This is a genomic window from Streptomyces sp. NPDC036815 (assembly GCF_055609205.1).
This window is the reverse complement of record NZ_JBVJPW010000016.1, coordinates 89,737-114,724: the sequence shown is the minus strand read 5'-3', so window position 1 is coordinate 114,724 and position 24,988 is coordinate 89,737. Positions and strand designations below refer to the sequence as shown.

The following is a 24,988-nucleotide window of genomic DNA, read 5'->3' as shown; positions in this document are numbered from 1 at the left end:
TTCCGTTCGGGGAGCCCGTGCGAAGAGGAGGGTGGAGACAGGGCGTGCCGCCCGCGTACAGCTCCCCTCCCGGGCGGTGCCGTCCGAACCATGGGTGCCGGTGCCGCGGGAATGCGTCGGCGCCCATGGCGGATCTGCGCAGGCCCCGGCCCCACGGCTGCCCGGACTCATCGCGGCCCGGGATTCACCGCTGCCCCGGACTCACTGGGGCTGCGGCACGTCGACCCCCATCACCTCCCGCGCATGGCGGCTCGGCACCATGCCCAGCTGCCAGGCCTGCCAGCCCGTCTCCAGGTCGGCGCCCCGCTCCAGGAGCAGGCCGTACGCCTGGACGTAGTCGGCGAGCTTGCCGTCGCGGGTCGGGTGGTCGGCGCGGGCCAGCAGGCTCAGCTCCTCCTGCGCGACGGCCGTGCCGATCTCCCAGCCGCCCGGTGAGGCGTACGGCAGCAGGGTGCAGCGCAGGAAGCGGGCCCAGTCCTCGCCGCGCCGGTCGCCGTACGAGGTGAACAGGTCGATCGCCTCGTCGCACAGCGCGAGCGCCTGCTGGGCACGGGTGTTGCCCGCGTCCACGACCACCAGTTCCAGACAGGTCCAGGCCTCTCCGTGCGCGACACCGATGCGCTGGAAGTCGGCGCGGGCGTCGACCAGGAGCTGCCGGGCGAAACCGGAGTTGCGCAGCGAGCCCGTCTGGGCGGCGCGCTGGTCGCGGGTCACGCGCGCCGAGTGGTGCCGGGCGCACGCCAGGCCGTACACGTCGCGCATCCGGGAGAACATCGTGCGGGCCCGCTCCAGCTCGCGCACCGCCCGGTCGAGGTCGCCGGTCTCCTCCAGGGCCTGGCCCAGGTAGTACAGGGACCAGGCCTCACCGCGCGCGTCGTCGTTGTCGCGGTGCCGGGACACCGCCTGCCGCAGGCCGTCGACCGCGGGCGACGGGTCGCCGTCCACCAGGCGGGCCCTGGCCAGCTGCGTGAGGGCCCAGGCCTCGCCGCGCGCGTCGTGGGTGCGGCCGTACAGGTCGAGGGCGTCCCGCAACTCGCCCTCCGCGCGCGGTACGTCGCCCATGCGCAGGCAGAGCTGACCGAGCTGGAAGTGCGTCCAGGCCTCGCCGTGCACCGAGCCGCTCGTACGGTGCAGCGCGAGCGCCGTCTGCAGCATGTCGAGCGCGTGCGCCAGGTGGGCGCGGTCCCGCTCGACCGCCGCGAGCGCGTGCAGCGTCCAGGCGCGGTCGCCCGCGAGCTCGTCGGCGGTCTGCAGCTCAAGGGCCTCGGTGAGGCGGGCCGCGGCCTCCGTCAGGTTGCCCTGGTGGTGCAGGGTGATGCCGAGGGAGCCGAGGGCACGGGCGGCCGCCGCGTCCTGGTGGGCCTCGAAGTACAGGTCCACGACGGAGTTCAGTGTCGTGCGCGACTGGTCGAGTTCGCCGAGCTGACGGGCCGCGATGCCCGTGCGCCACTGCACGCTGCGGCCGAGCAGTCCCTGGTCGATGGCCTGGGTGAGTTCGTTGATCTCGCCGAGCCGGTAGAGGTCGCCGCGGAGCAGGCAGTAGTCGCACAGGGCGCCAAGGAGGTTGAGCACGGCCCGCTGGTCGACGCCCTCCGCGTACCGCAGGGCCGCCGTGATGAACGTCGACTCGTCGTCCAGCCAGCGCAGCGCCGCGTCGAGGGAGGCGAAGCCGTGCTGGCCGAACTGGTCCGCGCGCGTGGACGTCTTGCCGTCGACCAGCCGGATCACCGTGTCGGCGAGCTCGCCGTAGCTGGCGATGAGGCGCTCCTGCGCGGCGGTGCGCTCGGCGGGCTCCTCCTCGTCGAGGAGGCGGGCCCGGGCGAAGGAGCGCACGAGGTCGTGCAGGCGGTAGCGGCTGGCCGTGGACGGCGCCTCGCCGCCCGCGCGGGGGCGGGGCAGGTCGACGAGACCGGCCCGGGAGAGCGCGGTCAGCTGCCGGGCCGCCTCCTGCTCGTCGGTGCCGAGCAGCGCCGCCGCGGCGGCCGTGCCCAGCGAGGCGCGCCCGGCCAGCGCGAGGCGGCGCAGCAGCCGCCGGGCCGGTTCGCACTGGTCGGAGTAGCGCAGCCACAGGACGCGCTCGACCGGGCCGACCTTCTCGACGGGCCCGTACGCCGCCAGGTCCGCGGCGAGGCGGCGCGGCGTCCGAGGGCCGAGCGAGGAGCCCGCGGCGTGCAGGGCCAGCGGCAGACCGCCGCACAACTCCCGTACCTCGTCGCCCGCTTCGGCGTCGTAGGGCCCGGAGAGGTCCTCGGCGGACTCCCGCAGGAGCTGCTCGGCCGCCGCCTCGTCCAGCGCCTCGACCGGCAGCCGGTGCACCCAGGCGGGCAGGTCGGCGGGCAGTTCGAGGGGCTCCCTCGCGGTGACCAGGACGAGGCTGTCCGAGCGCTCCGGGATCAGCGTGCGGACCTGCTCGATGTCGCTCGCGTCGTCGAGGACGATCGTCACCGGAAGGCCCGTCAGGTACTGGTGGTAGAGCTCGCTGAGCCGCTTGACCTGCTGCTCGTGCGAGGAGCGCTCCCGGAACAGCAGCTGTTCGCGCGGGGCGCCCAGCCGGTTCAGGAGGTGGAGCAGGGCGTCGCGCGTGGACAGCGGGGTGTCCTCGGGGGCGTCACCGCGCAGGTCCACCACGCACGCGCCGCGGAACTGGTCGCGCAGATCGTGCGCGGCCCGCACCGCGAGCGAGGTCCGTCCCGAACCCGGCACGCCGTGCAGCACGACGACCGTGGGCCGGGTGTCGGTGCTGGCGCGCGCCGCGTGCACCCACTGGGCGATCCGCCCCAGCTCGGTCCTGCGGCCCACGAACGGGGCGGCGGTCTCGGCGAGTTGACCGAAGGACTGCTGCAGCACGTTGCGCCGGCGCGCCGCCGCGCTCTTGTCCGTGCCGCGCAACTGGGGCGCGGTCTTCTTCGCCGCGTGCGCGCCCGTCGACGCGGCCAGGACGCGCTGCTGGTCGAGGAAGGGCCGGATGCCGCGCACCTCGAGCGCCGTCAGCCACTGCAGCCGCAGCTGCTCGGGGCCGCCCGGCCTGCTGAGCTCGCCCGCGCGGCGGCTGGCCGCGGGCACGTGGGACGCCGTCACCTTCACGACGGTCGCCGCCGCGCCCGCCACGGCGACGACCGCGCCGGTGCCGAGGGCGGTGCCGACGCTCGTACCGAACGACAGGTCGGAGAACCCGGCCGCGACGGCCGCGACCACCGCCACCAGCAACGGAGTTCCGGCCCCCTCCCGTGCGTAGCGCTGCCCGAAACTGAGCCGTCCGGCGTCCGCCTCGTCGAGCGCCCCGGTGTAGGTCTCGTACTCCTCGGCCGCCGTCAGTGCCATGGCATCCAGCGCGCCGCGCGCCCGCGAGAGCAGGACGCCCCCGTCGACGCGCCCGCCGGAACGCCGGACCTCCTCCTCCACGGCCCGTACCAACAGCCGCTCGGCCTCGGCCCGATGGCTGTCCCGCATATGGGTTCCCCCTCCGAGAGCAACAGTTGCCTGCGGTCACAAGTGTCCTGCGTACGGGGCGCCGGCGCGAGGGCGTCCGCGGATCAGGGGGGCCCGGACCGGGCGGGGGAGGCGGGTGTTTCCGGACGTTCTGTTCCCGGGCGCCCGTTGCGTAGCGGTGGCAGGGCGCGGCGCGCCACGATGGGAGGGCCGGACACCTCAGTGACGAGCAAGGAGATGATCATGGAACGTGATACCGGCAAGGAACCGACCACGAAGCGCGTCTACGTGGAGCCCGAAGTCGAAGAACTGGGCACGGTCGAGGAGTTGACGGCACACGGCAGCATCCTCCTCCCCGACAACCCGACTCACCGCACGCTGCTGTGAGCCCGCGCCTTCCCCGGGCAGGCCTGCCCGGGGAAGGCACCGCTGTGCTGGACGACTCGTTTCACGTGCGGAGGGGAGCGCTCGGTGGCCGGCATGGGGTCTGTTCTGGTCGGGGACTACACGGGCTGCTGCGGCCGTGTTCACTTCGGTGACGCCGACTCCCGCATCTCCTTCGTGGGTGCTCCCTTCGGGCAGCGCCCGGCACCGCCCGGGGCGGGCCGTCTCGCCGTGCAGTGGCAGGCACCGGACGCCGTCGAGGTTCCGGTCCCGGCGGACCGGGAGCGGCTGCTGCTGTCGGGAGTCGTCACGGGCCCGGTGACGCCGGACTGGGCGCGGCGGATCGCCGCCGCCCTGAAGGACGGCCGCCACGCGGAGTTGGCGGGGCTGCCGGGGGAGCTGGCGGGCTGCCTGGTGACGGAGCACAGGGTCTTCCTCTTCCGGAGCGCCACCAGCCGCGAAGGTCTGCTCTACCGCAGGGACGGTGCGCTGCTGCGGTGGTCCACCGACCCCACCGATCTGCTCGACGGCCCGGGGGAGTTCGACCACGAGGCGATCTGGCGATCGTGCCGTGGCGACGAGGTGTTCGTCTACCGCGACCTCACGCCGGTGCTGCCCGGCCAACTCGTGGTCGTCGACCGCGACCGCGCGACCGTCGTGGAGTACGACCCCGTCGTGCCGCTGGACCTGCCCCGGCACACCTCCATGCCGGAATACGCAGAGATCGCCCACGACTTGATCCTGCGGGCGGTGCGCCCGTACGCCGGCCGCGGCCGGATCGGCATCCTCCTCAGCGGCGGCCTCGACTCCGGTGCCGTACTCGCGGCGCTGGTGGAGTCCGGCGCCGACGTGGTCGCCTACCACCAGGCCACCGATGACCCCCTCGCGGACGAGTCCGGCTACGCGCGGGCGGTCTGCGAGCATCTGGGCGTCCCCTTCGTACCGGTACTGATGGACCGCGACGAGGGCTATCTGTCCGAGAAGTGGGAGTTCCCCCACCCCTTCAACAACATCGCCTACCGGTGGGTCGAGCAGATCGCCGAACGCATCGAGCGCGACGGGATCACCTTCCTGACCTGGGGCCGCGACGGTGACATGGTCTTCGGCCCGACGCGCTACGGGCTGCACGACGTCCTGCGCGGCGATCTCCGCCCGCGGGAGAAGGCGGCGCTGTGCCGGGGGCTGCTGTGCTCGCGCTTCGAGCTCTCCCGGGTCCTGCGCAGCGCCCTGCCGTCCTCCTCGGTCCTCGACGACCTCGTGCCGACCGGGGACAACGCGCGGGCCACCGACTTCCTCACGCCGCTCCCCGGCGTGCCGGACGACCGGTTCAACGACGAGTACGCGGCCCGGGACCACTGCGTGGACCTCACCGTCTGGCGTCCGCGGGGAATCCAGCTGTGCAACCCCCTGGGCAGCAAGGACATCAAGCGCTTCGCCGCCCGCATGCCGAACGCCTACCGCCTCCTGCCCTACCAGGGGAGGCTGATCACCAAACCGGTGCTGCGGCTGCTCCTGTCCACCCGGCTCCCCGAGAGCATCTGGCGCCGCTACGGACGGCTGTGGCTGGACTCGCCCCACAAGAACTACGTCCTCCACCACAGCCGCACCCTCGCCGACCTCATCGGGCGCCCGGACGCGCACCTCGTCCGGATGGGCATCGTCGACCCGCGGCGGCTCACCGGTGTCCTCGCCGAGCCGGCGAGCCTGCGGCGCAACGCCGAACAGCTGGTGTGCGCCGCCATGACCGAACTGTTCCTGCGCGGCGACGCGCGGCGAACCTCCGCCACCGGGAAGGGGCCCTGGGATGTCTCTCGTACGGCTGGCTGAACACGCCGTCTTCGACGACACCGACGACGCGGGCGTCATCCTCGACTCCCGGCGGGGCGTCTATCTGACGCTGAACTCGACCGCCACCCTCATGCTCCGGGCCGCCCTGCGGTGCGACACCGTGGACGAGGTGGTCGGCTGCCTGCGCGAGGAGATCGACGCCACGGACGGGACCCTGGAATCCGGACTCACCAAGCTCACCGACCAGCTCCGCGGCCGCGCGCTGCTGAGCGCCACGCACCAGGACGCGCGATGAGCGGCGCCGCCACCACGCCCGACTGGGAGTTCTTCCTCTGCGACCTCGACCCGGCCACCTCTCCGCCCCACGTCCCGGCCCGGTTGCGCCTCTACGCCCTCGCGCACACCGCCCGCGCACTGTGGCTCTACCGCCGGCGCGGCTGGGCGGGGGCGCACCCGTATCTGCGACACCTGCGCCCCGGCCCCGGCTCGGCGGCGCTGACCGCTCTACCGGCCGGAACCGCGCTCCGGCTGGCCCGCCGGGAGGTCTTCTCCTCCCAACTGGTCCATCGCGCGCTGCTCCCCGACGGCCTGTGCCTGCCGCGGTCCCTCGCCCTGGCCACGTACCTGTCCGCGCTCGGACTGCCCGCGCAGGTGACCGTCGCCCGCCTGCGCACCGTGGCCATGCCGAAGAACAGCTTCCACTCCTGGACCGAGCTCCACGGCACCGTGCTCAACGACAATCCCGACGTCCAACTCGGTTACACCGTCCTGCAACGGGTCGCCTCCGAGAGTGTTGCCATGCATGCGCATGACGAGGGGCTGGGGCGGGACACAGAGGCCGGGTCGAAGACGAGTCGGTAGCTACCGCTCCGCACGGCGTAGGAACTGCCAGCCCAGTACGGTCAGGGCGAGTGTCTGTACGAGAGAAGCGAGCACGAGCAGGGGCTGATCGGGGGGAGAGCACCAGAACGCGGTCGTGCAGACCATGGGCAGGACCAGGTACGCGGACAGGTCCACGGCGGTCTGCAGCCGCTTGCGCATGGTGCGGCCTGCAACATTGCGGTGGTACACCTCCCAGCCGAATACCGTGCCGTGGGCGGAGGCGAGTTCCCCCAGGCGCGGTCCCAGTTGGTCGCGGACGTAATAGCTGATCGTCGAAACCTTCTCGTCGTTGACCAGGTAGGTCCAGCCCAGGATCAGGCAGATCGCGGGGACGGAGAGCAGCAGTTGGAACTGTCCGCTCTGGACGGAGACCGCCACGGCCGCAGTGGCCGCGGCGAGAGTGAAGTAGAGCAGGTTGTCGCGAAAACCTATGCGGGTCCTCTGTTCTTCTTTGAGGCGGTCGTACTCGGCCAGCAGGATTTTGCTCTCGGTGACGTCGTCCGTGGAAGTCACAGGCATTCCCCTACTCAGGATCAGCCGACGACCTGGAAGGGCGTCAGGTTGTTGGGGCTGTGTCGTTCCAGCCAGCCCTTCCCGTCAGCTGCTATCCCCTCCAGGAGGCGGAAGGTGTGGGTGGAGCCGGCCGCGCTGAGGTTGATCTCGGAGATTTCCTGAGAATCCTCCTCCGGCGCCAGTTGATGGGCATCGGCGTCCTTGACGCGGATCTTCCTGGCTGGTCCGTTGGTGAGGACGATTTCCAGGACGTAGCCTCCGTCGACGTTCTCGGCCACCTGTACGGAGGACAGGGCGTCGAACCGGTAGTTGCTCCGCTGCTCGTTCTTGCGCGTTGCGTCGGAGAAGCTGAACTCGGAGCTCATCTCGCGGATGCCGTCCTGGGTGAACAGGAACAAGCGGAAGACGTAGTGCGAGTACCGCCAGGGGCCGCGTCTGACCCGGCCTCTTTTGTAGGAAGGGGCGGGAGACACCAGGATGGCGTGGGTGATCAGGTCGCGCCAGGTGAGCCGGTGGTGCCGGAGCGCTTCATCGACAAACGACGTCTTGTCGCAGGTGAGCCAGGTCTCCATTTGCCGCTCGCTGGGGCGCGTGGCGTCCAGGAGCGACTGCCAGCGCTGGTGTGCTTCTTGTCGTGCGGCCAGCTGCTCGCGGTACTTCTGGGTCTCCCGGGCCAGCCGGTGCTCTTCACGCCGGACCTCCAGCAGCAGGGAAGCGGCCGCGTGTCCGGACCAGGCCGCACCGAGCACGGCCAGGAACGCCCACAGTGACCGCTGCGAGGTGACGCCCGAGAGCGCCGTTCCGAACGCGGTCAGAGCCGTGAGGCCGAGAACGACCAGGGCCACCACGGTCAGCGCCTTCGTCCTGACCGGAGCCCGGTCCTGGCCGTGATCTTCGAACAGGTTGCCGTTGTTGTGGCGGTTCCGGGCGTCCTCGGCGAGGTACCGGATCAACCAGGCGACCTGGTCCACCTTGATCCGGCTCTCCCGGTAGAGGTCCGCGATCTCGGCGGCGAGGCTGCCGCGGATCTGAGCGGTGTGGGTGAGCCAGGCGTCCGGCGTGAACTCGCGAGGAGTGCGAACGCTGAAGTAGTGATCGAACGAATGGCGGACGCGTTTGGTGAACCCGTCCTCGTCGGGGGAGGGACCGCCCGTGTGCGGGACGCGAGTCCCGGCAGTGAGGTGGTCCAACCGGGGTTCCCGGCCCCACCACCGGTCGCCGAAGCGGGCCGCAGCAAGACCCGCGCCGAGCGCCACCAGCAACTCGACGATCGCCTTGGTCGGATCGGCGATCAGTGCCAGGGCCCAGAGGAGCCCGCTGCTGACGGCGAACGCGACCGTCCGGACGGGGAGGGCTGCCTTGGCGGCGGCAGCGGTGCTCGGGCGGGGCGGAACGGCCCGCGCCCCGATGGGGGCAGGCGCGAAGTAGGCCCAGACCCGCTGGCCCCGGTCGTTACCGAAGCGCTCCGCCCTGGCTCGTTCGCGGGTCTCTGCCCACAGGTCGTCCTTCAGTCCTCCGGTGAGCATGTGGTCGAGGTGGCGGAGGATGGCGTTGTGCTGGCGGAGCGGCAGGTCCTGCAGCTGCTTCAGCACGGGCGCGGTCTCACCGCTGGCGGTGCTGAGTACCGCCAGCAGGCCGAAAGTGACGCGCAGGGCCTGCTTCCACTCGTCCTCTGCAAAGGTCCGTACGAGCCCGGAGATGTAGTGCAGCCGCTGGACCTCTTCGGTGCTGAGGTCGTCGTAGGTGCGTGCGCTGAGTACGGCGAGCACCCAGTGGAAACGAACCTCCGCGCTGTCGTACCCGTGGGCGATCGCATTAGTGATCATTTCGCGGGCGCGGCTGGGGATGCCGTCCTCCAGTAGCCGCACGCCCACTCTGTACTTCTCCTGCGGCGCAGCGTCCGGGTGGACGAAGTAGACGTTGGAGTTGTGTACGGTCTCAGCCTGGATTCCGACGGTGGAGTCGTAGGCGGCCGAGGTGTACGGGGCATCGCTGCTTTGGCTCATGCCAGGTCACCGGCCGCGGCCACCATGGGGGCCAGCGCGGCCACCAGCGCGGGGCACTCCGCGACCAGTCCACGCAGTCTCCTGAGCGTCATGGCCGTCCGCTTCGACGATTCAGGGGTGTTCCTCGCGGCCGTCCGCAGGGCCGCGTCCAGGTCGTTCAGGGCCTCTCGGTAGGTGTCCTCGTCGAGGGCGTCCTCGGCACGGTGCCGCCCCAACTGCGCGCGGAAACCGTTCAGTTCCGCGATCAGGTCCGTAGTGCCGGATGCCTTGGGAGCCCAGTCCATGCGGACGCTGCTGCCCGTGACCGAACCGGCCATGATGCCGACGGTGCTGTTGTGAGCGGTGTTGCTGACGTGCCGGTCGAATCGGTCGGCCGAACGAACCCTGTCGTCCTGGGACATTGCTGCCTCCTCCTGCTCCCCCACCAGCTCCACCGCTAACCGGACGGCGAACGCAGCCGCGTTCGCAGCGGCCCGCGGCTGCCAGTTGCGGTCCTCCGCGCTGTTCTTCGTGCCGTCCGCCCGGTCACTGATCCCGCGGACGACAGCCACCGGCGCCCCGCTGAGATGGCCGGCCTGCGCCACACCGGCCGCCTCCATCTCGATGGCGAGTGCGTCGTTGTAGTGCTGTCGGATCCACTTCGCCTCGGACGAGATCCTCGAGTTCTGGACGATCTCGCCGGCGGCTATCGCCGCGAAGCGCACTTGCGGCAGGTCCTCGTGACCGGGCACAGGGTCCGCCCAGTCGTTCAGGCGGGCCAGGTGCGAGGCGATCTGACTGATGCCGTGAGGTGCTTCCCACACCCGAGGGCGGGCTTTGAGTCCGTCATCCTCGCTGGTGCCGCCGTGGTAGGCGTACACGTGTGTCGCCATCACCACGTCCCCCAGCCTGGCGGCGTCCCACAGGGCTCCGGCGACCCCGACGAACAGCACGGCCGCCGGCGAGAACTCCTGAATCGCGCGTTCGGCGATCACTGCGGCGGAACTGTTCCCCTTGCTCGTCAGGCCGAGCGCGACACGGCACGATGTGCCCTGCACGGTGCCCACCTCGAACCGGGTGCCACGCTTGTGGCGATGCACCTGCGTACCCGTGAGCCTCTGGCGTACAGCCTGGTATTCAAGATTGAGGGCAGTGAGAACCACCACCTGGCCACTCGGCATCTATTCCTCTTCCTCTTTCGCGTTCCCTTCCATCGCGGAAGGGGCGGGTCGGATCAGTGGTGGGAACAGCACGGTTTGCGGACCGGCCCGGTACAGCCGTGCGGGCCGGCCTCCTGTGGTCCTGCGATTCGTGCCGGCCGGGACGATGAATCCCTTCGCGGCCTGGACCTTCCGGTAGAAGTTGCGGGTGTCGAGTTCGGTGCCCCAGACGGCTTCGTACACTTGTTGCAACTCTGTGATGGTGAAGTTCTCCCGGCAGAATGCTGTGGCCAGAGCCGAGAACTCGAGCTTGGTGCGCGCGTGTTCGATCCCGTCCGCAGCGATGCGGCGGTGGTCGAAGGCGAGCTCCACCTCGCCGGACAGGACGGCTTCTGCGGGAACCCACGCGGCATCGGTGGCATCCGTCCCCGCGACCGGGTCGGGCAGCCCCGGTGCGATCGCCAGGTGGGCTACGGAGACGACTCGGCCGCGCGGATCGCGGCCCGAGTCCCCGTACACGGCCAGCTGTTCAAGGTGCACCCAACCGGCGGTCAAGGCCGTCTCCTCGCTCAGTTCGCGATGAGCGGCATCCAGAATCTCCTCACCCTCGTGGTTCAGAAATCCTCCGGGCAGGGCGGGCATGCCCCGGAAGGGATCTTCACCCCGCTCCACCAGGAGTACGTGGAGACGGCTCTCTCTCAGCGTCAGGATCACGAGATCGACCGTCAGTAGCACAGGAGGTGGTGACCAGGCATCATCTTGCATGCTCTGCAAGGTACTTCAGTTACTGTCACTTGCACAAGAAGGGGGCTGGTGCCGCTCGACTGCATAGCCTCGCGCCAGCTACCCCGTCTGCGATCTCGAGGCTGGCGTACTGCTCCTCGGACCAGGGGAGACGGGCGGGCTTCGCCGTCAGAGCGGGGCGCTGTGAGAGGCTGGCTCGTATGAACCGGCTGGCTGGTGTGACCTCGCCTTATCTGCTTCAGCACGCTGACAACCCGGTCGACTGGTGGCCCTGGTCGGCAGAGGCGTTCGAGGAGGCGCGACGGCGGAATGTGCCCGTGCTGCTCAGCGTCGGCTACTCCGCGTGCCACTGGTGCCACGTCATGGCCCACGAGTCCTTCGAGGACGCCGCGACGGCCGCGCTCATGAACGAGAAGTTCGTGAACATCAAGGTCGACCGCGAGGAGCGGCCCGACGTCGACGCCGTCTACATGGAGGCCGTGCAGGCCGCGACCGGGCAGGGCGGCTGGCCCATGACCGTCTTCCTCACCGCCGACGCCGAGCCCTTCTACTTCGGTACGTACTTCCCGCCCGAGCCGCGGCACGGCATGCCGTCCTTCGCGCAGGTCCTCGACGGCGTGCACCGGGCGTGGACGGACCGGCGCGGCGAGGTCGCCGAGGTCGCGGGCAAGATCGTCCGGGATCTCGGCGAGCGGCAGCTCACGCACAACTCCGACGAGAAGCCCGGCGAGGACGAGCTCGCCCAGGCGCTGCTCGGCCTGACCCGCGACTACGACGCGACCCACGGCGGCTTCGGCGGCGCGCCGAAGTTCCCGCCGTCCATGGCGATCGAGTTCCTGCTGCGGCACTACGCCCGCACGGGCGCCGAGGGCGCGCTGCAGATGGCCGCCGACACCTGCGAGCGGATGGCGCGCGGCGGCATCTACGACCAGCTCGGCGGCGGCTTCGCGCGCTACAGCGTCGACCGCGAGTGGGTGGTGCCCCACTTCGAGAAGATGCTGTACGACAACGCGCTGCTGTGCCGCGCCTACGCCCACCTGTGGCGGATCACCGGCTCCGAGATGGCGCGCCGGGTGGCCCTGGAGACCGCGGAGTTCATGGTCCGCGAACTGCGCACCGGTGAGGGCGGCTTCGCCTCCGCGCTCGACGCCGACAGCGCGGACCCGGTGACGGGCGAGCACGTCGAGGGCGCGTACTACGTGTGGACGCCGCGGGAGCTGCGCGAGGTGCTGGGGGAGGCCGACGCGGACCTCGCGATGAGCTGCTTCGGCGTGACGGAGGAGGGCACCTTCGAGAAAGGTGCCTCCGTGCTGCAACTCCCGCAGTCCGAGGGGTCGTTGGCGGATGCCGCGCGGCTCTCCTCCGTACGGGAGCGGCTGCTCGCGGCCCGTGCGGAGCGGCCCGCGCCGGGGCGCGACGACAAGGTGGTCGCCGCGTGGAACGGCCTCGCGATCGCCGCGCTCGCCGAGGTCGGCGCCTACTTCGACCGGCCGGACCTGATCGCGGCCGCCGTGGGCGCGGGCGACCTCCTCGTACGGCTCCACATGGACGACCGCGCACGGCTGGCCCGCACGTCCAAGGACGGGCGGCCGGGCGAGAACGCGGGCGTCCTGGAGGACTACGCCGACGTGGCCGAGGGCTTCCTCGCGCTGGCGTCGGTGACCGGCGAGGGCGTGTGGCTGGAGTTCGCGGGATTCCTCCTCGACCACGTCCTCGCGCAGTTCGTCGACGCGGAGAGCGGGGCGCTGTACGACACCGCGGCCGACGCGGAACAGCTCATCCGCCGCCCGCAGGACCCCACGGACAACGCGGCGCCCTCCGGCTGGACGGCGGCCGCGAACGCGCTCCTGTCGTACGCGGCCCACACGGGCGCCGAGCCGCACCGCACCGCGGCGGAGCGGGCGCTCGGCATCGTCAAGGCGCTCGGCCCCCGCGTGCCGCGCTTCATCGGCCACGGTCTCGCGGCCGCCGAGGCGGCCCTCGACGGTCCGCGCGAGGTGGCGGTCGTGGGCGAGATCCTCGGTGACCTGCACCGTACGGCGCTGCTCGGCACCGCCCCGGGAGCGGTGGTCGCGGCGGGCCCCGAGGGCGGCGACGAACTGCCGCTGCTCGCCGACCGGCCCCTGGTCGAGGGGCGCCCGACGGCGTACGTCTGCCGCGACTTCGTGTGCGACGCCCCCACCACGGACCCGGCGGTCCTCGCGGGGCTGCTCTCCTAGGAGGCCGCCGCGGCGCGGGGGCCGCCGAACTCCGCCACGGCCCGCTCCACGATGGCGTCGAGCCGGTCGTGGTGGGCCCCCCGCCAGAACACGCGGGCGCAGGTCTCGCACTGGGCGAAGACGTTGTACGTGCCCCGGGTGCCGCCCTCCAGGCGGTCGGCCACCTCCTCCTTCGTGGCCGGGCGGAGGGTGCCGTTGCAGGCGCCGCAGCGGGTCCAGGGGCGCAGCTCGGGGGTGAAGCGGCCGAGGACGTCGCGGAGTTGGTCGTCGGGGCGGTCGCTGTAGACGTACGCGCCGGCCCACAGTTCGCGGCGGCGCAGCAGCCCGCGGTCGCGGCTGAGCAGGACGCGGCGCTCGGCCGCCGAGCGGGCGGCGAGCGCCGGGTCGCCGATGTCCGTGCTCTCGTACGCCGTGTCGACGCCGAGGAGGCGCAGGCGCCGGGCCAAGGTGCCGAGATGGACGTCGAGGAGGAAGCGGAGCGGGGCGCCGGGGATCTGTTGGGGGCGGGTGACGGCGTGCACGGTGACGCTCTCGCCCGCCGCGGGGACGTGCGCGGCGGCGACCTCGCGGCCGTCCACCGTGAGCGCGCCGGCCTCCGTCAGCGGGACGCCGAGCGACTCGACGACGTGCCCGAGCGTGGACGCGCCGTCCGTGACGGCCGTGGTGGGCCCGCCCCGTCGCTCGTGCGGGACGAAAATCCCCAGCTCGGGGGCGAAACTGATGAGGATCTCCGGACCGTTCATGCCGTCAGGATGGCATGGCGGGACGGGGCTCAGCGGGGATTTTCCGGTCCGGAGAATCCGCTGCCCAGCGTGTCGAGGGTGCGGTCCACGAGGGCGGGCAGGTCGTCCTCGTGGCCGTGTTCGGCCCAGTACGCCGCGGTCTCGGTGAGCGCGCCGATCAGGCCCATGGAGAACGTCCGCACCTCCAGGTCGCCCGCCTCGCGGCCGGTGCGTTCCGCGATGACACGGCACAGGATCGCGCCGGTGACCGACATGCTCTGCAGCATCCGGGAGCGCACGGCGGGCACCTCGGTCATCAGTTTCGTCCGCAGCCTGGAGACCTCGGGCTCCTCCGCGTAGCCGAGGGTGACCGCCCGGCGCAGCACGTGCCGGAGGGATTCCACGACCGGCTCGTCGGCGGGCCGCTCCCGCAGCGCGCTCTCCAGGAACGGGTCGTACGCGTCCGTGAGGACGATGTCCTCCTTGGTGGGGAAGTAGCGGAAGACGGTGGAGGGGGAGACCTCGGCGGCCTCCGCGATCCGCTCGACCGTCGTCGACTCGTACCCGTGCTCCTCGATCAGCCGGTACGTCGCCTCACGGATCGCGAGGCGGGTCCTGAGCTTCTTGCGCTCGCGCAGGCCCGGCCGGGGGGAGCCCGCGGGGGCGGAGATGCGTACGGCCGTCATGACGTCATTGTCGGACATCGGCCGGAGCCCCGCCCCTGACCAGGTGGCCGCGACTCCGGGGCGCGGCCACTGCGGAGAGGGGGGGTGGGTCAGCCGTGCTGGTAGGCCACCAGCGAGATCCCCACGTAGTGCACCGCGAACGCGGCCAGCGTCAGGGAGTGGAAGACCTCGTGGAAGCCGAAGAAGCGGGGGGAGGGGTTGGGGCGCTTGATGCCGTAGATCACGCCGCCCGCGCTATAGAGGAGCCCGCCGATGACGACCAGGACGAGCACCGCGACGCCGCCCGTGTGCATGAAGTCCGGCAGGAAGAAGACGGCGGCCCAGCCCATCGCGATGTAGCACGGGGTGTAGAGCCAGCGGGGGGCACCGACCCAGAAGACGCGGAAGGCGATGCCGGCCAGGGCCGCGCCCCAGATGCCCCAGAGTAGCCACCGCCCCTTCGACTCGGGGAGCAGCAGCAGCGTCAGCGGGGTGTACGTGCCCGCGATGATCAGGAAGATGTTGGAGTGGTCGAGCCTGCGCAGGATGCCGTCGGCTCTGGGGCCCCAGTTGCCCCGGTGGTAGAGCGCGCTCACGCCGAACAGGAGGCAGGCGCTCAGGGCGAAGATGCCGCAGGCGAGGCGGCCGCGCGGGGAGTCCGCGAGTGCGGTGAGCACCAGACCGGCGATCACCACCGCGGGGAACATGCCGGCGTGCAGCCAGCCGCGCATCTTCGGCTTCACGGGAAGCGGCATGGCTTCCGGGGGTGGAACGAGCGAGGGCTCGCCCGCGCTCTGCGGGCCAGCTTCGGGGACAGACGCGGTCATGTGCCGCATGGTACCCACGGGCCCGTAAGTCGCACATCAGCCGGATGGCTCCGCGCTGCAAACGGACGGGTACGCCGTACAAGGGGACGGATCAGTGCCCTCGCACCCGTACCCGTACAAGTGGCGATGCTCACGCCGCTCAAGTGTGAAGCCCTCTGGACAGATGCGCGAACGAGTCGGATGATCAAATGAGTGCGGTCGGCACCGGATGAGCGCCAAAGGAAGTTCACGTGAAGCGTCCGGGTCGCAGCCCCCACGGGGCATACATCCCAAAAACCCCTCGATTAGGAGCAATCGTGGCGCGCGACATCGCGGCTCCCCTGTCCTTGGGCACTGCCCCGACCAACCACCGGGAGCTCGTCTCCTGGGTCAACGAGATCGCCGAACTGACGCAGCCGGACCGGGTGGTCTGGTGCGACGGCTCAGAGGCCGAGTACGAGCGCCTGTGCGAGGAGCTCGTCGCCAAGGGCACGTTCAAGAAGCTCGACCCGATCAAGCGCCCGAACTCGTACTACGCGGCCTCCGACCCGACCGACGTCGCGCGCGTCGAGGACCGCACCTTCATCTGCTCCGCGAAGGAAGAGGACGCGGGCCCGACCAACCACTGGAAGGCCCCCGCCGAGATGCGGGAGATCTTCCAGGGCTCGAACGGCGAGGGTGGCGTCTTCCGCGGCTCGATGCGCGGCCGGACGATGTACGTCGTGCCGTTCTGCATGGGCCCGGTCGGGTCACCGCTGTCCGCCATCGGTGTGGAGATCACCGACTCCGCGTACGTCGCCGTCTCCATGCGCACCATGACCCGCATGGGCCAGGCCGTCCTGGACGAGCTCGGCGAGGACGGCTTCTTCGTGAAGGCCGTCCACACGCTCGGCGCCCCGCTGGCCGCGGGCGAGGCCGACGTGCCGTGGCCCTGCAACTCCACCAAGTACATCTCGCACTTCCCCGAGGACCGCGAGATCTGGTCGTACGGCTCGGGCTACGGCGGCAACGCCCTGCTCGGCAAGAAGTGCTACGCCCTGCGCATCGCCTCGGTCATGGCGCGCGACGAGGGCTGGCTGGCCGAGCACATGCTCATCCTCAAGCTCACGCCCCCGAAGGGCGAGAGCAAGTACGTCGCCGCCGCGTTCCCGAGCGCCTGCGGCAAGACGAACCTCGCCATGCTGGAGCCGACGGTCCGCGGCTGGACGGTCGAGACCATCGGTGACGACATCGCCTGGATGCGGTTCGGCGAGGACGGCCGCCTCTACGCGATCAACCCCGAGGCCGGCTTCTTCGGCGTCGCCCCCGGCACCGGCGAGCACACCAACGCCAACGCCATGAAGACGCTCTGGGGCAACTCCGTCTTCACGAACGTCGCGCTGACGGATGACGGCGACGTGTGGTGGGAGGGCATGACGGAGGAGACTCCCGACCACCTCACCGACTGGAAGGGGAACGACTGGACGCCGGAGTCAGGTGTCCCGGCCGCCCACCCCAACGCCCGCTTCACCACGCCCGCCTCGCAGTGCCCGATCATCGCGCCCGAGTGGGAGGACCCCAAGGGCGTGCCGATCTCGGCGATCCTCTTCGGCGGCCGTCGCGCCAGCGCGGTGCCGCTGGTGACGGAGTCCTTCAACTGGCAGCACGGCGTCTTCCTCGGCGCGAACGTGGCGAGCGAGAAGACCGCGGCGGCCGAGGGCAAGGTCGGCGAGCTGCGCCGCGACCCGTTCGCGATGCTGCCGTTCTGCGGCTACAACATGGGCGACTACATGGCCCACTGGGTCAAGGTCGGCGCGGACAAGGACCAGTCCAAGCTGCCGAAGATCTACTACGTGAACTGGTTCCGGAAGAACGCGGACGGCAAGTTCGTGTGGCCCGGCTTCGGCGAGAACTCCCGCGTCCTGAAGTGGATCGTGGACCGCCTCGACGGCAAGGCCGAGGGCGTCGAGACCCCCATCGGCATCCTGCCGACGGTCGACTCCCTGGACACCGAGGGCCTCGACCTGGCCAAGGACGACCTGGAGTTCCTGCTCACGGTCGACAAGGAGGTCTGGCGCGAGGAGGCCTCGCTGGTCCCCGAGCACCTCAACACCTTCGGCGACCACACGCCCACGGAGCTGTGGGACGAGTACCGCGCGCTGGTGCAGCGCCTCGGCTGACCTCCGCCGTTCCGCTTTCGGCCGGGCCCCCGCACAACGGCGTGCGGGGGCCCGGCCGTGTGACGTGGTCGCATCTCCACCACCTTGCCTTCACACTCCTCTCACATGCTTCAATGACCTCACACGGGGGCCCGGTGATCGTCATGGGCCGTCAAACGAGCCTGTGGGGGGCACAGTTGAAGAAGAACCAGCGGTTAAGACGTGTGACGGGAACCGCCCTCGCGGCGGCGCTCGGCTCGGCCGGGCTCGTGGCGGTGGGCACGCCCGCCGCGTACGCCGCCACCGCGTCGGACGAGGTCGTGAAGCTGCCGATCTCCTCCTACTCCGCGCTGGCCGTGGACTCCGCGCACGAGCGGGTCTACGTGTCGGACAACAACCGCGGCACCTGGAGCAACACGGGCGTCATCGCCGTCTACGACTTCCAGGGACACCTCGTCTCCCGGACGACCACGGAGACCCGGGTCTCGGGCCTCGCGCTGAGCGCGGACGGCAACACCCTGTACACCGGCGAGCGCGCCAGGATCGTGACCTACGACGCCGCCACGCTCAAGCCGACCGTGGCCACCGGCGCCTACGAGGAGACCTGCGGCCGCGAGCTGGCCGTCACCGGCGACAAGGCCTGGTGGACATCCCAGAACGCCACCTACGTGTCCGACTGCCCCGAGGCCCGGAGCGACCTGGACGGCCTGGTCGGCGGCGCCCACAGCCGGACCAACTGGAACGCCAAGGGCCGGCTCCAGCTGGAGGCCGCGCCCGACGGGGCGAAGCGACTCTTCATGGGGCAGGAGAACAGCACCGCGGAGCCCGACCCCTTCCTGGCCTCCTTCGGAACGGAGGGCGACAACCCCGTCCGTGACGCCGTGCGCCGCTTCGGCGACAGCGCGGGTAAGGGCGCGCTGCAGCTGAAGGACATCGCGGTCAGCGCCGACGGGAAGCGGGTGGCGGTCGCGGACGCCGCGTACGGCACCAGGCTCCTGAATGCGGGTGACCTGTCGGACGCCGGCACGCCCTATCAGGCGCTGCCCGAGGGGGCCAGGTCCTCCGCGGTGGCGTTCAGCGGCGACGGGAAGTACGTGGCGCGCGGCGCCGCGTCCACCGGGAGCACCGCCGACCTGCTGGTGCAGCCCGCGGACCCGGCGGACGGCGTGACGCCGTTCGAGTTCGCCTTCGAGGGGCCGCTCGACGGCAACCGTGTCGTGCCGCGCGGCCTGGACTGGTCCAAGGACGGGAAGAGACTGTTCGCCGTCACGACCAGCACGGCGGGCAGCGAGTACTGGCTGCACATCATCCAGCCGCCCGCGGCCCAGTACGACTCCCGCTTCACCGGCGCCCTGACCACCACGCCCTCCAGGCCCGTCGTCGGCGAGCCGCTGGGCATCCGCGGCAGGCTGGAGCTCGACGGGCCCGCGCCCGCGGAGCCCGTGAAGGTCGCCGCGGTCCGCAAGGACGCCGACGGCACGCAGGAGGTGGCGGCCGCCAAGGTCGCGGCCGACGGCAGTTTCACCGTGCTCGACGTGCCGGACCGGCTCGGCGAGGCGACGTACACGCTGCGCTTCCTCGGCGATGTGACGCACCGCCCCGCCGAGGACGTCACCGTCACGGTGGACGTGGCCAAGGCCGCTACGGCGATCGAGCTGACGGCCCCGGCCGAGGCGACCCGGGCGGGCGGCGTCGAGATCACCGGCAGCCTCACCGGGCAGGGCCGCGCGCTGCCGGCCGGGATCGAGCTGAAGGTGACCCGCACCGACCGGCTCGGCGCGACGGGGGAGCTCACGGCGGCGCGGGTCGCGGCCGACGGCACCTTCAAGATCAAGGACCTGCCCGGCAAGAAGGGCAGGACGGTGTACGCGGTGAGCTACGAGGGCGACGCCCTGCACGAGGGCTCGTCCGCCCGGGCCACGGTGAAGATCACCGGCTGAGGCCCGCCGTCCGGCGGGACGTACCCGAAGACATCGACGGCGACGCGCACCCCCAGTGCCGTCGCCGTTGGTGGCGCCCGGTCCGCGGCCTTCCCGGCCGCGGACCGGGGCCGTTCAGGAGGCGCCGACCAGGCGCGTGGCGTCCGCGTGGGCGTCCATGCGGCCCGCGGCCAGGATCGCCGCGGCGGTGTCGGCGCGGGACGCCGCCACGACCAGGGCGCGGCCCGCGAGGGCGTGGGCGCGCTGGTGCAGGGCGGCGAGGTGGGGTTCGTGCACGGCGGCCGCGACGGCGGAGCGCGGCGGGTGCACGCCACCGCGCAGCCGTGCCACCTGGTACGACAGCTGCTCGGCGGCGTCGTCCAGGTCGGCCGACGGGGACAGGGCGCGCAGCTCGTCGGTGAGGGCGAGCAGCGCCGCGAGGTGTCCGGCGAGCTGGATGTCCAGCTCCTCCTCGCGGGAGCGGTGCGGATAGCCGGCGTCGTCGGCCATCGAGTGGACCGACTTGGTGCGGATCGGCTCGTACATGGGATGACCTCCGAACGATTGCTTGAAAGCCATCCTAGCTTAGATTCTGTCTAAAGTTGAGTCCGGACCAATCGCGGGCCGTCACGGCTGGCTGTAGCCGTCCAGGAAGTTCCCGATCCGGGTGACCGCCTCCGCGAGGTCCGTCGCGGTCGGCAGCGTCACGACGCGGAAGTGATCGGGCTCCGGCCAGTTGAAGCCCGTGCCGTGCACGACCATGATCTTCTCGGCGCGCAGCAGGTCGAGGACCATCTGCCGGTCGTCCTTGATCTTGAAGACCTTCGGGTCGAGCCGCGGGAAGAGGTAGAGCGATCCCTTGGGCTTCACGCAGCTCACGCCGGGGATCTGCGTCAGCAGGTCGTACGCGGTGTCACGCTGTTCGAGCAGGCGGCCGCCCGGCAGCACCAGGTCGTTGATCGTCTGCCGCCCACTGAGCGCCGCGACGACGCCGTGCTGTCCGGGCATGTTCGCGCACAGGCGCATGTTGGCCAGGATCGTCAGACCCTCGATGTACGAGGAGGCGTGCGCCTTCGGGCCGGAGATCGACATCCAGCCGACGCGGTAGCCCGCCACGCGGTACGCCTTCGACATGCCGTTGAAGGTGAGGGTGAGCAGGTCGGGGGCGATGGCGGCGGTCGCGGTGTGCGTCGCGCCGTCGTAGAGGATCTTGTCGTAGATCTCGTCGGAGCAGACGAGCAGGTTGTGGCGGCGGGCGATGTCGGTGAGTCCGCGCAGCATCTCGTCGCTGTAGACGGCGCCGGTCGGGTTGTTCGGGTTGATGATCACGAGCGCCTTGGTGCGGTCGGTGACCTTGCGCTCGATGTCGGCGAGGTCCGGCATCCAGTCGGCCTGCTCGTCGCAGCGGTAGTGCACGGCGGTGCCGCCGGAGAGCGAGACCGCGGCCGTCCACAGCGGATAGTCCGGCGCCGGTACGAGGACCTCGTCGCCGTCGTCGAGCAGGCCCTGCATGGCCATCACGATGAGCTCGGAGACGCCGTTGCCGATGAAGACGTGCTCGACGTCGGTCTCGATGCCCAGGGTCTGGTTGTGCATGACGACCGCGCGGCGGGCGGCGAGGAGGCCCTTCGCGTCGCCGTAGCCATGGGCGTCGCCGACGTTGCGGAGGATGTCCTCCAGGATCTCGGGCGGGCACTCGAATCCGAAGGCGGCGGGATTGCCGGTGTTCAGCTTGAGGATGCGGTGTCCGGCCGCCTCCAGCCGCGTCGCCTCCTCGAGCACCGGGCCCCGGATCTCGTAACAGACGTTGGAGAGCTTCGTCGACTGGATGACCTGCATGTCCGCGAGCTTACGGCCGGGCCGGACGGGCCGCTCCGTGTTTTGGGACACAAGGGGGGCGCCCGGGGGAGGCGTGGGGGGCGCGCGGGGATGTTCTCTCAGCGGTCAGTTGTGTCCGTTTGTGGTCTTGTCCCGACGGCCGGAGACCTCAACAATGCGCATGACAAAACCGTAAGAACTCCGGTCACATGGTCATCATCAGAGGGGACCCCCACATGAAGAAGCCTCTCGTCGGTGCGTGCTTCGCCGTCCTCCTTCTCGGAGCGACGGCGGCGCCCGCGGCGGCCGTCGGCGACGAACGACCCGCGCAGCCGAAGGCCCAGGCCGTCGGTTTCGCCGGAACGGTGGCGCTCAGCAACTGCTCCGGCTCCGTGGTCCGCGTGCCCGACTCCAAGCCCGGCGACCCGGCGCTCGTCCTGTCCAACGGGCACTGCCTGGAGAGCGGCTTCCCCGCGCCCGGCGAAGTCGTCCTCAACAAGCCCTCGACGCGCAGCTTCACCCTGCTCAACGCCTCCGGCGGCAACGCCGGAAAGGTCAGGGCCAGCAAGGTCGCGTACGGCACGATGACCGACACGGACATCTCGCTGTACCAACTGACCAGCACCTACAGCGACATCGAGAGCAGGTACGGGATCAAGGCGCTGGAGCTGAACGCGGCGCGGCCCGAGCAGGGGCGGGCGATCACCGTCGCCTCGGGCTACTGGAAGAAGCTCTACAAGTGCAACGTCGACGGCTTCGCGTACCGCCTCAAGGAGGGGAGCTGGACCTGGAAGGACTCGGTCCGCTACACCCCCGCCTGCCAGACGATCGGCGGCACCTCGGGCTCCCCGGTGATCGACGACGCGACCGGCAAGGTCGTCGCCGTCAACAACACCGGCAACGAGGACGGCGCGCGGTGCACGGACAACAACCCGTGCGAGGTCGACGAGAACGGCAAGGTCACGGTGCGCAAGGGCATCAACTACGCGCAGCAGACCTACTGGATCGTGCCGTGCGTCGGAGCCGGCAACAAGATCGACCTGAACCGTGCGGGCTGCCAGCTGCCCAAGCCGTCCGGGGTGAAGTAGCTCTTCGGTAGTTCTCGTACTCAGCGGTCCCGGGCGGGGTCGGCGCCTCGTGGCGCCGGCCCCGCCCGCCTGCGTTCGCCCGGACGTGGTGAATATCTGTCACGGCCGAAGCAGACATGCGCATACCCCGTTGGTAGCGTTCCCCCGGTGACCTCCTCGCACGGCCCCGAGCGCCTCGATGACGACGACTACCCCGCCTACACGATGGGCCGGGCCGCCGAGCTGATCGGTGCCACGCCGGCCTTCCTGCGGGCGGTCGGCGACGCCCGGCTGATCACGCCGCTGCGCTCCGAGGGCGGTCACCGCCGCTACTCCCGCTACCAGCTGCGCATCGCCGCGCGCGCACGGGACCTCGTCGACCAGGGCACGCCGGTCGAGGCGGCCTGCCGCATCGTCATCCTGGAGGACCAGCTCGAGGAGGCGCTCCGTCTCAACGAGGCGCTGCGCCGCGACCCCGGGGACGAGGGCCCGGCGTCCTGAGGGCGCCGGGCGCGAAACGCTGTGCCCCTTGAGTACGCATACCTGTGGCGGCAAATGCAGAATTTCTTGAGGTGCGCGCGACGGAATATTTCGGCGGCCACGCCGTCGGCTCCGACGCGATATGGAAAGACGCGCGCCGCGGCCGATGCCGTGCTACTGTCGATTTCAGTTGCAGTTGTGGTTCCCAGAGACTCCAAGTGCTCCGGTTGGCGTTATGTGCCGACGGGGGCACTTTGTATTGCCGGTCATTTCCGGACGGGGTAATCATCGCGGCGACGTGGAGTGCGCACAGTGCGGGCTCCCGGGCACTGCCCCGAAGGAGATATGACATGGCTACTGGCACCGTGAAGTGGTTCAACGCGGAAAAGGGCTTCGGCTTCATCGAGCAGGAGGGCGGCGGCGCCGACGTCTTCGCTCACTACTCGAACATCGCCACCCAGGGCTTCCGTGAGCTGCAGGAGGGCCAGAAGGTGACCTTCGACGTCACGCAGGGCCAGAAGGGCCCGCAGGCCGAGAACATCGTTCCCGCCTGACGCTGACGCTCACGCGTACTACGTAGCTGGGGCCCGCACCTTGGGTGCGGGCCCCAGCTCGTTGTTTTTCCGGGACGACGTTCCCTGTTTCCCCGCTTTTCACCCGCCGGCCGGAATGATTTCGCGCCGAGTGGGAATGTGTTTCATTTTTCTCCGGCCGTTCCTGCGATTCTCGGCACCGGTCGGTGCCGGTCAGAATTCCTCGATACGCGCCGCATCGAGGAAGGTTCTCCATGAACCGTTCAACTCGCCCGAACAGTCGACGTCCCAAGAGCTCCGGGCGCCGCCCCGTCGCGCTCCAGGGAGAGTTCGCGCTGCCGGTCACCGTCACCCCGGCGCTCCCGCCCGTCGAGGACTTCGCCGCGCTCGGCCTGCCGGACGGGGTGCTGCAGACCCTCACCGGCCTCGGCGTCACCGCGCCGTTCCCGATCCAGGCGGCCACGCTGCCCAACTCCCTCGCGGGCCGGGACGTCCTGGGCCGCGGGCGCACCGGATCCGGCAAGACCCTCGCCTTCGGCCTCGCGGTGCTCACCCGTACCGCCGGGCAGCGCGCCGAACCGCGCCGCCCCCTCGCGCTGATCCTCGTCCCCACGCGTGAGCTCGCCCAGCAGGTCACGGACGCGCTCACCCCCTACGCCAGGTCGCTCAGGCTGCGCATGGCCACCGTCGTCGGCGGCATGTCGATCGGACGGCAGGCCGGTGCCCTGCGCTCCGGGGCCGAGGTCGTCGTCGCGACGCCGGGCCGCCTCAAGGACCTCATCGAGCGCCGCGACTGCCACCTGGACCAGGTCGCCGTCACCGTCCTCGACGAGGCCGACCAGATGGCCGACATGGGCTTCCTGCCCCAGGTCACCGAGCTCCTCGACCAGGTGCGGCCCGACGGCCAGCGCATGCTGTTCTCGGCCACCCTGGACCGCAACGTCGACCTCCTGGTCCGCCGCTACCTCAGCGACCCGGTCGTCCACTCGGTCGACCCGTCGGCGGGCGCGGTCACCACGATGGAACACCACGTGCTGCACATCCACGGCGCCGACAAGTACGCCGCCACCACGGAGATCGCGGCCAGGGACGGTCGGGTGATCCTCTTCCTCGACACCAAGCACGCGGTCGACCGGCTCACCACGCACCTGCTGAGCAGCGGCGTGCGCGCGGCGGCCCTGCACGGCGGCAAGTCCCAGCCCCAGCGCACCCGCACGCTCGCCCAGTTCAAGTCCGGCCAGGTCACCGCGCTCGTCGCCACGAACGTCGCGGCGCGCGGCATCCACGTCGACGACCTCGACCTCGTCGTCAACGTGGACCCGCCCGCCGACCACAAGGACTACCTGCACCGCGGCGGCCGTACCGCCCGCGCCGGTGGTTCGGGCAGCGTCGTCACGCTCGTCACCTCGGCGCAGCGGCGCGACATGACGCGGCTGATGGCGGCCGCGGGCATCCGGCCGCACACCGCTCAAGTCCGCTCCGGCGAGGCCGAGTTGACGCGTATCACCGGCGCCAAGGCCCCCTCGGGCATCCCGGTCACCATCGCGGCGCCGCCCAAACAGGACTCCCACCGCGGCGGATCCACCTCCCGCGGCCGCCGTCCCCGCGACGGCCGCGCGCGCCGCGCCTACGCCGCCCGCTCGCGGAGCGACAACGCAGCCTGACCACGGGCCCGTCCGGCTCCCGGAGCCGGCGGCGCCCCGTCCGACCACCGACCCTCTCCCCTGTGAGGCACC

General features: G+C 71.0%; 21 protein-coding genes. 11 read left to right on the top strand and 10 right to left on the bottom strand.

Annotated features, from left to right (window positions below; genetic code table 11):
- Positions 1–201: 201 nt before the first annotated feature.
- Positions 202–3,450, bottom strand: coding sequence for a tetratricopeptide repeat protein (locus ACZ69I_RS27965; protein WP_470835350.1), 3,249 nt, complete (start codon positions 3,448–3,450; stop codon positions 202–204).
- Between the two features lie 222 nt (positions 3,451–3,672).
- On the opposite strand from ACZ69I_RS27965, the gene ACZ69I_RS27960 reads away from it, so the two are divergent.
- The 4 genes from ACZ69I_RS27960 (at position 3,673) to ACZ69I_RS27945 (ending at position 6,462) form a co-directional block, all read left to right on the top strand.
- On the top strand, positions 3,673–3,816 hold the full coding sequence (locus ACZ69I_RS27960; protein WP_467680981.1) for a hypothetical protein: 144 nt from the start codon (positions 3,673–3,675) through the stop codon (positions 3,814–3,816).
- A 93-nt stretch (positions 3,817–3,909) separates the two neighbouring features.
- A complete protein-coding gene (locus tag ACZ69I_RS27955; protein WP_470835349.1) occupies positions 3,910–5,640 on the top strand; it encodes an asparagine synthase-related protein in 1,731 nt (576 codons plus the stop codon).
- Complete coding sequence (locus ACZ69I_RS27950) at positions 5,618–5,896, top strand: PqqD family protein (protein WP_467680977.1); 279 nt, start codon at positions 5,618–5,620, stop codon at positions 5,894–5,896. Before ACZ69I_RS27955 ends, ACZ69I_RS27950 begins: the two co-directional genes overlap by 23 nt.
- The gene (locus tag ACZ69I_RS27945) at positions 5,893–6,462 is read left to right on the top strand and encodes a lasso peptide biosynthesis protein (protein ID WP_470835347.1); all 570 of its coding nucleotides are present in this window, start codon (positions 5,893–5,895) and stop codon (positions 6,460–6,462) included. The genes ACZ69I_RS27950 and ACZ69I_RS27945 overlap by 4 nt, the downstream gene beginning before the upstream one ends.
- Here ACZ69I_RS27945 and ACZ69I_RS27940 read toward each other — a convergent pair whose 3' ends face one another.
- Genes ACZ69I_RS27940 through ACZ69I_RS27925 form a run of 4 tightly spaced genes read right to left on the bottom strand, consistent with a single transcriptional unit; the run spans position 6,463 to position 10,906 of the window.
- Positions 6,463–7,002 (bottom strand): hypothetical protein, encoded by a 540-nt coding sequence (locus ACZ69I_RS27940; protein ID WP_470835345.1) that lies wholly within the window; start codon positions 7,000–7,002, stop codon positions 6,463–6,465.
- A 14-nt stretch (positions 7,003–7,016) separates the two neighbouring features.
- Positions 7,017–9,002 carry a hypothetical protein gene (locus ACZ69I_RS27935; protein ID WP_470835344.1) on the bottom strand — a complete coding sequence of 662 codons (1,986 nt, stop codon included), beginning with the start codon at positions 9,000–9,002 and terminating at the stop codon, positions 7,017–7,019.
- Positions 8,999–10,162, bottom strand: a complete 1,164-nt coding sequence (locus ACZ69I_RS27930; protein ID WP_470835343.1) for a 5'-methylthioadenosine/S-adenosylhomocysteine nucleosidase family protein — start codon at positions 10,160–10,162, stop codon at positions 8,999–9,001. The genes ACZ69I_RS27935 and ACZ69I_RS27930 overlap by 4 nt, the downstream gene beginning before the upstream one ends.
- Entirely contained in the window at positions 10,163–10,906 is a 744-nt protein-coding gene (locus ACZ69I_RS27925; protein ID WP_470835341.1) for an NUDIX hydrolase, read from the bottom strand.
- A 179-nt stretch (positions 10,907–11,085) separates the two neighbouring features.
- Between ACZ69I_RS27925 and ACZ69I_RS27920 the strand changes: the two genes are divergently transcribed.
- Entirely contained in the window at positions 11,086–13,104 is a 2,019-nt protein-coding gene (locus ACZ69I_RS27920; RefSeq protein ID WP_470835340.1) for a thioredoxin domain-containing protein, read from the top strand.
- Here the strand turns inward: ACZ69I_RS27920 and ACZ69I_RS27915 are convergent.
- The 3 genes from ACZ69I_RS27915 to trhA all read right to left on the bottom strand — a co-directional run bounded on the left by ACZ69I_RS27915 (position 13,101) and on the right by trhA (position 15,318).
- Positions 13,101–13,847: a Mut7-C RNAse domain-containing protein gene (locus tag ACZ69I_RS27915; protein ID WP_470835338.1), complete on the bottom strand. Its 747-nt coding sequence runs from the start codon at positions 13,845–13,847 to the stop codon at positions 13,101–13,103. The two genes, ACZ69I_RS27920 and ACZ69I_RS27915, sit on opposite strands and share 4 nt — an antisense overlap.
- A 29-nt stretch (positions 13,848–13,876) precedes the next feature.
- Positions 13,877–14,512: a TetR/AcrR family transcriptional regulator gene (locus ACZ69I_RS27910; protein ID WP_470835336.1), complete on the bottom strand. Its 636-nt coding sequence runs from the start codon at positions 14,510–14,512 to the stop codon at positions 13,877–13,879.
- An 89-nt stretch (positions 14,513–14,601) separates the two neighbouring features.
- Complete coding sequence (gene trhA, locus ACZ69I_RS27905; protein ID WP_467680967.1) at positions 14,602–15,318, bottom strand: PAQR family membrane homeostasis protein TrhA; 717 nt, start codon at positions 15,316–15,318, stop codon at positions 14,602–14,604.
- A 296-nt stretch (positions 15,319–15,614) separates the two neighbouring features.
- Here trhA and ACZ69I_RS27900 point away from each other — a divergent pair, with 296 nt between their 5' ends.
- Both ACZ69I_RS27900 and ACZ69I_RS27895 read left to right on the top strand, forming a co-directional pair.
- Positions 15,615–17,456, top strand: a complete 1,842-nt coding sequence (locus ACZ69I_RS27900) for a phosphoenolpyruvate carboxykinase (GTP) (RefSeq protein ID WP_470835335.1) — start codon at positions 15,615–15,617, stop codon at positions 17,454–17,456.
- 113 nt (positions 17,457–17,569) lie between these two features.
- Positions 17,570–19,375, top strand: coding sequence for a YncE family protein (locus ACZ69I_RS27895; protein ID WP_470835333.1), 1,806 nt, complete (start codon positions 17,570–17,572; stop codon positions 19,373–19,375).
- Between the two features lie 114 nt (positions 19,376–19,489).
- Here the strand turns inward: ACZ69I_RS27895 and ACZ69I_RS27890 are convergent, their stop codons facing one another.
- Together ACZ69I_RS27890 and ACZ69I_RS27885 are read right to left on the bottom strand one after the other, a co-directional pair.
- Complete coding sequence (locus tag ACZ69I_RS27890; RefSeq protein WP_467680962.1) at positions 19,490–19,900, bottom strand: SCO4983 family protein; 411 nt, start codon at positions 19,898–19,900, stop codon at positions 19,490–19,492.
- 81 nt (positions 19,901–19,981) lie between these two features.
- A complete protein-coding gene (locus ACZ69I_RS27885; protein ID WP_467680960.1) occupies positions 19,982–21,193 on the bottom strand; it encodes a pyridoxal phosphate-dependent aminotransferase in 1,212 nt (403 codons plus the stop codon).
- Between the two features lie 215 nt (positions 21,194–21,408).
- Between ACZ69I_RS27885 and ACZ69I_RS27880 the strand changes: the two genes are divergently transcribed.
- The 4 genes from ACZ69I_RS27880 (at position 21,409) to ACZ69I_RS27865 (ending at position 24,916) form a co-directional block, all read left to right on the top strand.
- Positions 21,409–22,260, top strand: coding sequence for a S1 family peptidase (locus ACZ69I_RS27880; RefSeq protein ID WP_467680958.1), 852 nt, complete (start codon positions 21,409–21,411; stop codon positions 22,258–22,260).
- Between the two features lie 147 nt (positions 22,261–22,407).
- Positions 22,408–22,740, top strand: a complete 333-nt coding sequence (locus tag ACZ69I_RS27875; RefSeq protein ID WP_470835330.1) for a MerR family transcriptional regulator — start codon at positions 22,408–22,410, stop codon at positions 22,738–22,740.
- Positions 22,741–23,069: 329 nt separating this feature from the next.
- Complete coding sequence (locus ACZ69I_RS27870) at positions 23,070–23,273, top strand: cold-shock protein (protein WP_030788646.1); 204 nt, start codon at positions 23,070–23,072, stop codon at positions 23,271–23,273.
- Between the two features lie 233 nt (positions 23,274–23,506).
- Positions 23,507–24,916 carry a DEAD/DEAH box helicase gene (locus ACZ69I_RS27865; protein ID WP_470835329.1) on the top strand — a complete coding sequence of 470 codons (1,410 nt, stop codon included), beginning with the start codon at positions 23,507–23,509 and terminating at the stop codon, positions 24,914–24,916.
- Positions 24,917–24,988 lie beyond the last annotated feature (72 nt).

Coding starts and splice junctions, on each gene's coding strand:
- ACZ69I_RS27885 (WP_467680960.1), bottom strand. CDS start 21,193: ATGCAGGTCATCCAGTCGACGAAGCTCTCCAACGTCTGTTACGAGATC.
- ACZ69I_RS27940 (WP_470835345.1), bottom strand. CDS start 7,002: ATGCCTGTGACTTCCACGGACGACGTCACCGAGAGCAAAATCCTGCTG.
- ACZ69I_RS27890 (WP_467680962.1), bottom strand. CDS start 19,900: ATGTACGAGCCGATCCGCACCAAGTCGGTCCACTCGATGGCCGACGAC.
- ACZ69I_RS27880 (WP_467680958.1), top strand. CDS start 21,409: ATGAAGAAGCCTCTCGTCGGTGCGTGCTTCGCCGTCCTCCTTCTCGGA.
- ACZ69I_RS27920 (WP_470835340.1), top strand. CDS start 11,086: ATGAACCGGCTGGCTGGTGTGACCTCGCCTTATCTGCTTCAGCACGCT.
- ACZ69I_RS27935 (WP_470835344.1), bottom strand. CDS start 9,002: ATGAGCCAAAGCAGCGATGCCCCGTACACCTCGGCCGCCTACGACTCC.
- trhA (WP_467680967.1), bottom strand. CDS start 15,318: ATGACCGCGTCTGTCCCCGAAGCTGGCCCGCAGAGCGCGGGCGAGCCC.
- ACZ69I_RS27865 (WP_470835329.1), top strand. CDS start 23,507: ATGAACCGTTCAACTCGCCCGAACAGTCGACGTCCCAAGAGCTCCGGG.
- ACZ69I_RS27870 (WP_030788646.1), top strand. CDS start 23,070: ATGGCTACTGGCACCGTGAAGTGGTTCAACGCGGAAAAGGGCTTCGGC.
- ACZ69I_RS27910 (WP_470835336.1), bottom strand. CDS start 14,512: ATGACGGCCGTACGCATCTCCGCCCCCGCGGGCTCCCCCCGGCCGGGC.
- ACZ69I_RS27960 (WP_467680981.1), top strand. CDS start 3,673: ATGGAACGTGATACCGGCAAGGAACCGACCACGAAGCGCGTCTACGTG.
- ACZ69I_RS27930 (WP_470835343.1), bottom strand. CDS start 10,162: ATGCCGAGTGGCCAGGTGGTGGTTCTCACTGCCCTCAATCTTGAATAC.
- ACZ69I_RS27925 (WP_470835341.1), bottom strand. CDS start 10,906: ATGCAAGATGATGCCTGGTCACCACCTCCTGTGCTACTGACGGTCGAT.
- ACZ69I_RS27950 (WP_467680977.1), top strand. CDS start 5,618: ATGTCTCTCGTACGGCTGGCTGAACACGCCGTCTTCGACGACACCGAC.
- ACZ69I_RS27895 (WP_470835333.1), top strand. CDS start 17,570: ATGACCTCACACGGGGGCCCGGTGATCGTCATGGGCCGTCAAACGAGC.
- ACZ69I_RS27945 (WP_470835347.1), top strand. CDS start 5,893: ATGAGCGGCGCCGCCACCACGCCCGACTGGGAGTTCTTCCTCTGCGAC.
- ACZ69I_RS27915 (WP_470835338.1), bottom strand. CDS start 13,847: ATGAACGGTCCGGAGATCCTCATCAGTTTCGCCCCCGAGCTGGGGATT.
- ACZ69I_RS27955 (WP_470835349.1), top strand. CDS start 3,910: ATGGGGTCTGTTCTGGTCGGGGACTACACGGGCTGCTGCGGCCGTGTT.
- ACZ69I_RS27965 (WP_470835350.1), bottom strand. CDS start 3,450: ATGCGGGACAGCCATCGGGCCGAGGCCGAGCGGCTGTTGGTACGGGCC.